The organism is Collinsella sp. TM05-38 (assembly GCF_003466445.1).
Taxonomy (GTDB): Bacteria; Actinomycetota; Coriobacteriia; order Coriobacteriales; family Coriobacteriaceae; genus Collinsella.
This window is the reverse complement of the sequence record NZ_QSPM01000006.1, coordinates 158,543-168,204: the sequence shown is the minus strand read 5'-3', so window position 1 is coordinate 168,204 and position 9,662 is coordinate 158,543. Positions and strand designations below refer to the sequence as shown.

The 9,662-nt window shown below is 59.9% G+C and carries 9 protein-coding genes and 1 pseudogene; 6 read left to right on the top strand and 4 right to left on the bottom strand.

Features of this window, described 5'->3' with window-relative positions; all coding sequences use genetic code 11:
• Positions 1–533: 533 nt before the first annotated feature.
• A complete protein-coding gene (locus DXD49_RS05120; RefSeq protein ID WP_117794382.1) occupies positions 534–1,496 on the bottom strand; it encodes an Abi family protein in 963 nt (320 codons plus the stop codon).
• Between the two features lie 794 nt (positions 1,497–2,290).
• Between DXD49_RS05120 and DXD49_RS05115 the strand changes: the two genes are divergently transcribed.
• The 4 genes and pseudogenes from DXD49_RS05115 (at position 2,291) to DXD49_RS05100 (ending at position 4,236) form a co-directional block, all read left to right on the top strand.
• The gene (locus DXD49_RS05115) at positions 2,291–2,740 is read left to right on the top strand and encodes a hypothetical protein (RefSeq protein ID WP_117794381.1); all 450 of its coding nucleotides are present in this window, start codon (positions 2,291–2,293) and stop codon (positions 2,738–2,740) included.
• Between the two features lie 139 nt (positions 2,741–2,879).
• Positions 2,880–3,497: pseudogene (locus DXD49_RS05110) on the top strand (GyrI-like domain-containing protein).
• Positions 3,498–3,576: 79 nt separating this feature from the next.
• The gene (locus DXD49_RS05105; protein WP_006720091.1) at positions 3,577–3,792 is read left to right on the top strand and encodes a histidine kinase dimerization/phospho-acceptor domain-containing protein; all 216 of its coding nucleotides are present in this window, start codon (positions 3,577–3,579) and stop codon (positions 3,790–3,792) included.
• A gap of 195 nt (positions 3,793–3,987) precedes the next feature.
• Complete coding sequence (locus tag DXD49_RS05100) at positions 3,988–4,236, top strand: transposase (protein WP_117794380.1); 249 nt, start codon at positions 3,988–3,990, stop codon at positions 4,234–4,236.
• A gap of 248 nt (positions 4,237–4,484) precedes the next feature.
• Here DXD49_RS05100 and DXD49_RS05095 read toward each other — a convergent pair whose 3' ends face one another.
• Positions 4,485–5,375 carry a LysR family transcriptional regulator gene (locus DXD49_RS05095; protein WP_117734608.1) on the bottom strand — a complete coding sequence of 297 codons (891 nt, stop codon included), beginning with the start codon at positions 5,373–5,375 and terminating at the stop codon, positions 4,485–4,487.
• 217 nt (positions 5,376–5,592) lie between these two features.
• Between DXD49_RS05095 and DXD49_RS05090 the strand changes: the two genes are divergently transcribed.
• Complete coding sequence (locus DXD49_RS05090; RefSeq protein WP_117734607.1) at positions 5,593–6,648, top strand: YeiH family protein; 1,056 nt, start codon at positions 5,593–5,595, stop codon at positions 6,646–6,648.
• 189 nt (positions 6,649–6,837) lie between these two features.
• Positions 6,838–7,275, top strand: a complete 438-nt coding sequence (locus DXD49_RS05085) for a helix-turn-helix domain-containing protein (protein ID WP_117734606.1) — start codon at positions 6,838–6,840, stop codon at positions 7,273–7,275.
• Between the two features lie 224 nt (positions 7,276–7,499).
• Here DXD49_RS05085 and DXD49_RS05080 read toward each other — a convergent pair whose 3' ends face one another.
• Positions 7,500–7,844 carry a DUF6508 domain-containing protein gene (locus DXD49_RS05080; RefSeq protein WP_117734605.1) on the bottom strand — a complete coding sequence of 115 codons (345 nt, stop codon included), beginning with the start codon at positions 7,842–7,844 and terminating at the stop codon, positions 7,500–7,502.
• 9 nt (positions 7,845–7,853) lie between these two features.
• Entirely contained in the window at positions 7,854–9,587 is a 1,734-nt protein-coding gene (locus DXD49_RS05075; RefSeq protein WP_117794379.1) for a DUF262 domain-containing protein, read from the bottom strand.
• Positions 9,588–9,662 lie beyond the last annotated feature (75 nt).

Below are 9,662 nucleotides of genomic sequence, written 5' to 3'. Positions count from 1 at the left end.
TATCATGTACTGTCTGAGAATTCAAGGGAGCTCGAAGCGTTGACGGCGTAAAGTTGATGGGAGCTCAGATTCTCCTATCCAGGTTCGCCATGCCCTTGCGAAGGGCGTAGGCCTTGCCGGCGTCCATCCTGCCCGTATCCGCCTGGTGCGGCGGAAGATAGCCGGAGCCGGCCGTCTGCGGTATTGTACCAGCATCTTCCAGGTCGGGTTCGACGGGGGGGACACCCGTGGGGGAATTAGACGAGGCACTCGCCCTCCTGGCCGACGAGGCCGGCGGGGGGCGACGAGTACGGCGACGTGTATTCTCCAGACTGGCCCGATCGGGGCTCCACAAACCGAGAAGAGGACCCCTTCCCCAAATGGCTCGAAGTGGGCCTGCTCGTGCTGACGGTCTGCCATGCGATATTCCAGGGCGGTCTCTACTGCAAGTGGTTCTTCTAGCTCCGCTGCGCATGCCTGAAGCGTAAAAAAATAGGGCAGAGTCGCTTGCGCAAGTCCGCCCCTAAAACCGTGAAGGTTTTGCTATCTGCAGGCTATTCTACCAACCCGATCGATTCTGTCAACCTGCGAAGAAACTCGAGCGCGGAGCGAGCTGCGGCGTCGGGCCCCTTGTCGGGCAGCGCCTCGGTTTCGCCGTCGGCCCTGGCGAACATCTCGGCGAGCTCGGATGCGGCGCGCGAGCGCGAGGAGCCCTCGGGTACCAAGCCGGAGTGCGCCACGAGCACGGTCGCGACCTCCTGCATGGCCGTATTCCCCATCCACTTCCTCCTGGTCGCCTTGGGAATTCCCACGGCGGCGACCCTTCGGGAGACACCGCTGGACGCCGAGCCCCGGGCGGCGCCCCTCTCGGCGAAGCAGTTGATCAGGCACGAGCCGTGCGCGGCGCAGTTGCGGACGGACTTCACGCGCTTGAGGTCGTAGTGGGAGGCCTCGAGGCGCCTGTCGTCCCATCGCCTGGCGCAGAAGCGCACGAAGTCGATGAGGGTGCCGAACGAGGTGAGCTCAAGGAAGGCCCAGGCGGGCATGTCGCCGGAGTACTTCGCGTAGAGGCTCGAGCTGTAGGGGCTGCGGCCGCTCATCTTGAGCTCGCGCAGGCGGTACTCCCTGTTTGCAGTGGTAAGCGATGCCATATAGTCGGCCACGATGGCGTAGCCGTCCTCTCCGCGGTCCTCCATCTCGCGAAGCAGTGTCACCTTCTGGAAATGCTCGATGTCGAGCGTCATGCCGAGCAGGGCGTGGCGCAGCTCCTGGTCGAGCGCCGCGAGCAGGCGCAGCTGGCAGAAGTCGAGGTCTACGTAGCGGCCGTCGCGCGGGCCTCCCTCGTATTTCGAGAAGAGTTTGCGGTAGGATGCGAGCTTGAAGAAGTTGCACTTGTCACGCAGGTAGTCCGCGGCCTCTTCCTCGGAACACAGCTCGAAGGCTACGCCCTTCTGCTTGAGGTGCTCTATCTGCTGCTCGATCGTGAGGATCGGCTTCCTATCGTGGGGTTCGGCCATGCTCGGTCTCCTGTCATAAAAAGTATTGCCTATTTTACCAGCATGTTCTCGACATTCGATGGAGGCCTCATCGTCGACTCATGGGCAAGCCGCCTGATACGACTCCCTTTCCCTGTCAGCAGCGCAGTCGCCTGACCTGCGGCTTTGGAATCGCGTTGGAAGCCGCCCGCGACCAATCATTTGCAGTTGTTGCGAGTGGCTTGCGCGTGATGCTGCGGTTGAGTTTCAGAAACGGGCGATTCCGCCCAATCGGGCACCCGAATCACGGCCGGAAGCTCCTTTGGGACAAAAACAAAAACTCAATGCCCTGAGTTTGAAAAAAGTTTTTGAGGTTGTCCCAACTTTTGTCCACGAAGCCGACGAAACGCGACATCGCGTCATTCGGCGGCACGCGTTCCGTGTCGATGCCGAAAACTGGGTGCAACTGGAATGACGGGACGACAGAACCGAAGCCATCGAGTGGGAATAGAAAATACCTTAGTTATGGGGGTATAAATTGGATTTCCTTTAGGATGCACCCCCATAACTATATGAATTGACCTGCTGACTCCAATGAAGATTGGTGGGTAACTGCCAGGGGTGGCGGCCCAGCGAGTGTTGTTTTGCGAGCTATGCGCATTGAAAGCGACCTTTCGTGGTATAAACTACTTGCCGGAAGCCGCGGCTTTCAGAGTACGGCTTACGTGTACGTTTAACCTCCGTGGGCGACGGGGTGCCGCAAGGCGTAGAATATCGCCCACATGTAGGGGCCTGCAGCGATGCGGGCCCCGCTTCGTATGAAGGGGGCGCAACCGATGAAGATCGTATCCATCTCCCAGGACTTCTTCGACCTCGTCGAGGGCGACCGCGAGCTCATGCTTAAGCACAATCTCCCCTGCATCGTGGTGGTGAGGCTGCGTTTCCGCGGGAAGCGCAGGGACTTCGCCGTGCCGCTGCATTCCAACATCGCCCCCAACGTGCCCAAAGACCAGTACTTTGCGTTGCCACCCCGCCCCACGACGCGCCCCGGCTGTCGCCACGGCATCCACTACATCAAGATGTTCCCCATAACCAAGTCCTACCAGCGTCGCTTCAGGACCGAGGGCTCGGCCTACTACGAGACGCTCCAGCGCATCATCGACGGCAACACCAAGCGCATTGTCTCCGAGTGCCAGGCGTACCTCGACCGCTACGAGCGCGAAGGAAGGCCCCGCTTCGCCGTCGACATCGACCGCATCGTGGGCCTGCTGGAGGGCGAGAAGTAGGGCACCTCGGCTCAATCCCGAGCCATGCGGAACCGCTTCACATTTTTGAACGCCGCGCGCCCCAAATACCCGAGAAACAGGCTATGAGGTGCGGCGGCGCACTCGTGCCTGCGCGCAGCCATCTCCATCAGCGTCTACGGTGCGCTACAACATCGCGGGCAAACCGCCTGACAAGCCGAGCTTTCTGATCGTTCCGTCTATGAGCTACGTTGCCGTGCGGGGCAAGGGCGATCCCAATGCCGAAGGCGGCGCGTAGCAGAACGCGTTGCCGATGCCCTATGGCGTCGCCTATACCATCAAGATGTCGAAAAACGGCCCGCGAGAGATCGAAGGCTATTTCGACTTCGTCGTGCCTCCGCTCGAGGGCTTCTGGTGGCAAGACCACACCGATGGCGGGATCGATTACGCGCGGAAGGACGACTTCAACCTCATCTCATGCATCCGCCTGCCCGATTTCGTCACTCGCGAGGACTTCGACTGGGCCGTCTCGGAAGCCGCTGCCAAGAAGAAGCTGGACTTCTCGTCGGTCGAGCTGCTGAGGGTCGACGAGGGTCTTTGCATTCAGCGCATGCATACCGGGCCTTACAACGACGAACCGGCGACCATAGACGCCATGCGCACATTTGCAGCGGAACGGGGCTACGCCCCCGACTTCTCCGAAGCCTGTCTGCATCACGAGATTTACCTCTCCGACCCGCGCAAGTGCGCGCCGGAGAAGCTCAAGACCGTGATCCGTCATCCCATAAAGTTGATTTAGCGAAGCGAGTGACGCCGATCGCTTCGGCTTTTGGGCGCTCGCCGTGGCGTGGGCGGCAGCGGGACGTGCCCTGCGACCGGTGGCGGAGGCCGAGGCGCGGGAGCGCGCGTTCGTTTGCACCGCCTCGCACGACCTCGTCACCCCGCTCATGGCGGTGACCGCGAACTACGACGTGCTTGAAGCGGAGGCATCCGATCAGACCGGCCTTGCGTCCTGGGTCGCCAACATCCGTGCAGCGGCGGACGAGATGGCGACTCGCATTGCTGACATGCTCATGCACATGGGCGGCGACTAGCCAGGGCGAGCCCTGCAACGGGCATTATTATCCGGGAAGCGTTTGATTGCGAGACACGCCGGTGTGAGGGCCTGAGTCGTCAGGCCCCGCACAGGGGGACCGCGATGGTGGCCACCGCGCCGCCCGAGGGGCTGTTGGCGAGCGAGACGGAACCCCCATGGGCGCTCGCGGCCTCGGAGGCGGCGTGGAGGCCAGATGCACTCCAATGTCAGGGAGATGAAGACCGTGGCGAGGACGCTCAGGAAGGAGCGGGAGGGCATCCTGAACTGGTGGAAGAGGGGCTCCACAAACTCGTTCCTGGAAGGGCTGAACCCCGTCGTCCAGTCGGTCCGCAGCGCTGCAAGGGGCTTCAGGAGCATCGCCTATTTCAGGACGATAATCTTCCTCCGGCTGGGCCGCCTGGACTTCACGGCCCAGAAGAAGCTGACATGCGCTACCCACTAGAAACGTCGAAGAGCCCATTTTTGGCCTTCGGTGGCAAATACGAGCGCTTGCCATAAAAATGAGCGACGTCTCTACCTGCAGCTTGCCAAAATCGACCTCCGATGGCAATGGTAAAAGTGTCATCGGAGGCCTGTTTTGGCGTTGGTTTTTGCCACTGGAGGTCGATTTTGGTTTTTAGGCGCCATCGGAGGCCGTTTTTGGCGCGGAGCCGGGCTTCTGCCTGTGTACGTGCGCGGGCACTGCGGGCTTTATCGCCTCCAGGAGCGGGCGATTTCCTGGTAGCGGCGCGCAGCGAGGCTGCCACGTTGCCAGATCAGGCGAAAGTCGTGCTCGACAAAGAAGTCGCTTGGGGTGATGTCGCGCAGCTCGCCCTGATCGAGCTCGCGCTCAACCGCTGCGCGGTACAAAAACGTAATGCCAGTCCCCGCCCGGACGCACAGCTTGATGGCGGGGATGCTGGCGACCTCGAACGTGCCTGCGAAGTCGTCAAGATCGAGGTCGCGCGCGGCGAGGTGCTTCTCTAGGATCTCGCGCGTGCCCGACCCCGCTTCGCGTAGGATGAGCCTGCGGTCGAGTAGGCTGGCCATGGATACCGGCTTATAGGACGCGTCGAACTCATCTGCGCTCCCAACAGCTACATAGCGCTCGCGCGATACCGGGGCGGAGTCGAAGAGGGCCCTGTTAAAGGATCCTTCTACCAAGGCGAAATCAATAGTACCGGCCTCCAGGCCTTCCACAAGCTCCTGCGTGTTGCCAACGCTCATCTGCACCATCTCGTCGGGATGTTTTGCCATATGGCGGGCGAGTACGCGGGGAATCCAATAGTCGCAGATGGTGCGCGTGCAGCCAAAACGCAGGGGAGCCTTGGCGGGCTGCTCCAGCGTTAGGGCTTTCGCTTGCGCCTTGAGCCTCGTCTCATCGTTCTCCATTGTTTCGAGCGCTCGAAACAGCATCGCCCCCGCTTGCGTGAGCTCGCCGCGCCGGCCGCCCTTGTGGAAGAGGGCGCACCCGTAATGCGCCTCGAGCTGCCGGATATGCTGCGATACGGCGGGCTGGGTGATATGGAGCTCCGCTGCCGCCTGCGTGAAGCTGCCCAGCCTGCAGACCGTCAAGAACGTATGGGTGCGGTAATCCAGCACGTTGACTCCTATGCTCAAGAATCATCTATAACATCGTCCATATATAACAAATACTTATAGAGTGATAACCAATAGGGTGAAAAGAATTATAAGCCAAGGTAGTACTATCGCTATGCATTCAATCTTGGCTGTTTGCCGAGAGAGATTTGGGTTTATGTCGTAGGCGGCGGAGCGGTTCCGCGCATGCAGGGACGGCGCGTATAGAGAGGAAGAAGATATGGCGGAAAGAACGTGGGACAAGGTTCAAGATAGCTGGAGGGGCGTGGCGCTATGCCTGCTTATCGCTCTGCCGGCATGGTTTTTGGGCAAGCGCTTCGACGTGATCGGCGGGCCGGTCTTCGCCATCCTCATCGGTATGGTGCTGGCGCTGTTTATTAAGGACGACGCGGCGTTGCCGTTTGCGCCCGGTATCAAGTTCACCTCTAAGAAGATCTTGCAGTACGCGGTTATCCTGTTGGGCTTTGGCCTCAACCTTTCCCAGATCGCGCGCGTGGGCGCCCGTTCGCTGCCCATTATCGTGGCGACTATCACCACGTCGCTGGTGATTTCTTTCGCCCTGCATCGCGCCCTCAAGATCCCCACCAAGATTTCCACTCTGGTGGGCGTGGGGTCGTCAATCTGCGGCGGCTCGGCAATCGCGGCGACCGCTCCGGTTATCGATGCGGACGATGAGGAGATCGCGCAGGCCATCAGCGTCATCTTCTTGTTCAACATCATCGCCGCGCTTATTTTCCCGGCTCTTGGCGGCATGCTTGGCCTTTCAAACGAGGGCTTTGGCCTGTTTGCCGGCACCGCCGTCAACGACACCTCGTCCGTAACCGCCGCCGCTGCCGCGTGGGACGGCATACACCCTGGCGCCAATACGTTGGACGAGGCGACCATTGTGAAGCTCACCCGCACGCTCGCCATCATCCCCATCACGCTGGCGCTGGCATTTTGGCAGGTTCACAAGGCCAAGCGCGCCGCCGCGAACGGCGAGGGCGGCGAAGCTGCGGGCACGTTCGATATCAAGAAGATCTTCCCCTTCTTTATCCTCTTCTTTGTGCTTGCCAGCGTGATCACCACGGTCTTCGCGCTACCTGCGGGCGTGACCGCGCCCATAAAGGAGCTCTCCAAGTTCTTCATTGTTATGGCTATGGCGGCGATTGGTTTCAACACCAATATAGTCAAGCTGGTTAAGACGGGCGGCAAACCCATCTTTATGGGTCTGTGCTGCTGGATCGGCATCGCTCTGGTGAGCCTGGGCATGCAGCATCTGCTTGGCATTTGGTAGGCTATTGTCTTTAAAAGGAAAAAAGCATCGCGCGTTCTGCGCCTCGAAATCTCAGAAGGGGTTTCGAGGCGTTTTTTAGGGCGGCGGATTAGCATTCTGAGTGCAACGGCATGGGGCCTGCTCACGAGCGTGGCGCACTCCCGGGGGCTACGATGTTGGCTGTCTAGGTCAACGTCGGAGCGAGGGGACATGCGCCGCTACAGGCATCTTAGCGCCGAGGAGCGCGACAGGATAGCGGAGATGCACGCGAGGCATGAGGGGGTCTCGGCTATCGCCGCTGCGATAGGCAGGAACAAGTCCACGGTGAGCAGGGAGATCGCCAGGAACGGCCGAAACGGGCGCTACGGGGCCATCGCCGCCCAGTCGCGCTCCGACGCCCGCCGCAAGGCCTGCAGGCCCCGCAAGAGGCTCTCCGACCCGGCCCTCGCGGCCGAGGTGCGCAGGCGCATCGTCGACGACCGCCGGTCGCCCGAGCAGATAGACGGCAGGTCCCGCCTCGAGCGCGGCGGGCGCTGCGTCGTGAGCTTCTCCACCATCTACCGTGCCGTGAACGCCGGCGAGCCCGCCTATTCCGAAGGGGGCATACGGGCGGTATCCGCCCGCTATGATTCTCGTAGTTCATCTTGACCACGGGTTCATTTTAAGTAAGCAGTGCAGCTATGAGCTGAGGATAAAGCGCCACAGTGTGCCCCGCGCTCTCGACTTCTCGGTAGAAACGTGAGCCTTTGGTCAATGCATCTCAAGATTGAGCGATGGTTCCGCTTTTGATTTGGTGGCATGACGGAGTGCGACGGCATGGCATTGTCGCATCGCTGTGCTGTCGCAGCGCCAGACGTCTTCGTGGCCGCCGTTCAGCCCTCGTCGAGCTCCTTCAGCCGGAAGAGGCAGCGGTCCAGAAACCCGCTCCTGGCTTGCGCGGCAAGGAGTCCGTCGCAGAAGCGGTCGCCACGAACGCACCACGTGATGCATGCACGTATCAGGTCAATGTCCCCATGGTCGATGTCGCAGCTGTCTATGCCTTCCGAGGTGTCGATGCCATGGCGTTCAAGCGTCTCGAAGTAGCTGGTGTCCGCGAACCCGTCCAGTTCATAGAAATCGTCGACGAAATCCTCGAGTCCGAGCGTCCCGCCCCCAAGCTCGACATTCATGTTTCTGTCCTCCAGCTTGCCAGCGTGCTTGGTTAGTCTTTCGAACATGTTCGCTCCTTAGCTCAAAAGTCCGTTGTCGCCCAGGTAGTCCACGAAGGCATCGATGATCTGAGCCGTGCGAGTCGCGATGTCTATTTCGGTGAAGTCTCCCATGACTTGTGTCAGGCGCTTGAGTTCCGCGATCTTTGTTCCGGCTTTGCGCTTGCCATTGCCGTCGGTGTATCCCTCATAGTACTTGCGTTTATCGCAGAATCTGTAGTCGGCCGCGCGGATGTTTACACGCTTCTCGAGCAGCGCCTTGTTACCCAGCGCCTCCAGGTTGGATTGGTCGACGAGCGGGTCTACCTCGTTGCGCTTCTTGGCATAGATGTGCTCAATTTCGAGCGTAGTGTCTAGGTCCATGAGTGGTTGATCTGGGTCTGCGTACGCCCACCAAGTGAGCATGGACTTCGTTACAGGCCTGCCGTTGGTGAACACGTAGGTTCGGAATCGCTCAGCAATATTTGCGCGATTGAAGTGGTGGTTGGGAAACTCCACCGGGCGGTGCTCCACGATGTTGATCATCTCGGGATACACTGGCGAACGCAGCGCATTTACGCCGGGACGCTCAATGGCGTAGGCGAGAACGAATGCCGTGATCTTGTTTAGAAAGCCGTAGAGTGCCTCGTCATCGAGGACACTTTTGCTGTCGCGGTTGGCAAGGAACCAGACGCTTAGCAGATAGGTCCACATGCCGTTGGGGGCGTAGTTCAGCACGAAGAGCCTGCGGAGCACGCGCTCGCTGAACCCTTCCTGCGCGTCGACGCGTTTCCAGAAGCCGAGCAGCGCCTCGAGATCGTCGAGCGTGGCGTCCTCCTTGAGCATGGCGTAGCCATCGGCACCGAAGAAGTCGCGCAACGATGCGGTGGTCGTGTCGCGGATGCCGTTCTTCGCGCGGCGGTAGTACATATAGCGCGTAAATAGCTCATCGGTTGGTGTACCGCGCATGGGCCGGAAGATAGCGTTCGCTCCCTCCTCGAGCGCCTTCCAGCGACGGATGAACTCGTCCTTGCGCCCCGTGTCGGAATAATGCTTGTAGAACTGGCTTTTGAAGATGTCGGCATCCGAGAGAGGCAGCCCTCGGTCGTTTAGAGTCGAGAAGATGCGTAGCGCGGTGTCCTGCGACTCCGCTTCAATGGGTAACAGTATCACATTGTTGATGACGCGTGTGGCCATGTAGACGGTGTAGGTGGGCCACTCGCTCACCAGTTGTTCAATTTTCCTCTGGAAGAAAGCGAAGTTGCGGGCATAAGCGCTCTTCCAGCCATCGCCTACGTTGCCCTCTCGTAAAATCTCGAGGAATTCATTCTTGTCGTTGTCCGATGCAACCTCGGAGTCGATCTTGAGGCGCTCCATGTCGGGCTCGTCGAACTCGTCGGTTTTCCATACACAACGGGCGATTGCCTCGCGCATCTTCACAGACTGCTTATCCTTCATGTTGGTGAACTTGTCGTAGAACGCGCGGAGCAGCAGCATGATGGTGGTGAGGCGCTGCTGGCCGTCAATGATCTCAAGTTGGCCAGAGAGGTTCTTAAAGGTGACGATGGGCCCTAGAAAGTATTCGTCGTTTTCGCTGTCGAAACGCTCGTAGTCATCGCCTGGAAAAGCGAACGAGAACAGGTCATCCCACAGCGTTGCGCATTCATCCTCGCCCCAGGCGTAGGGCCTCTGGTAGTCGGGGATGAGGAAGTCTGATCGCTTATCGGTGAGAAGATCGCGAATCGATCGCTGGTCGATGTTGAGCTTGGACATGAGCTGTACCTTCCGCGCAGGAACAATCAAGATGACACGGATTATATCGCCGAAGTCGTCATTCGCTCCATTGCT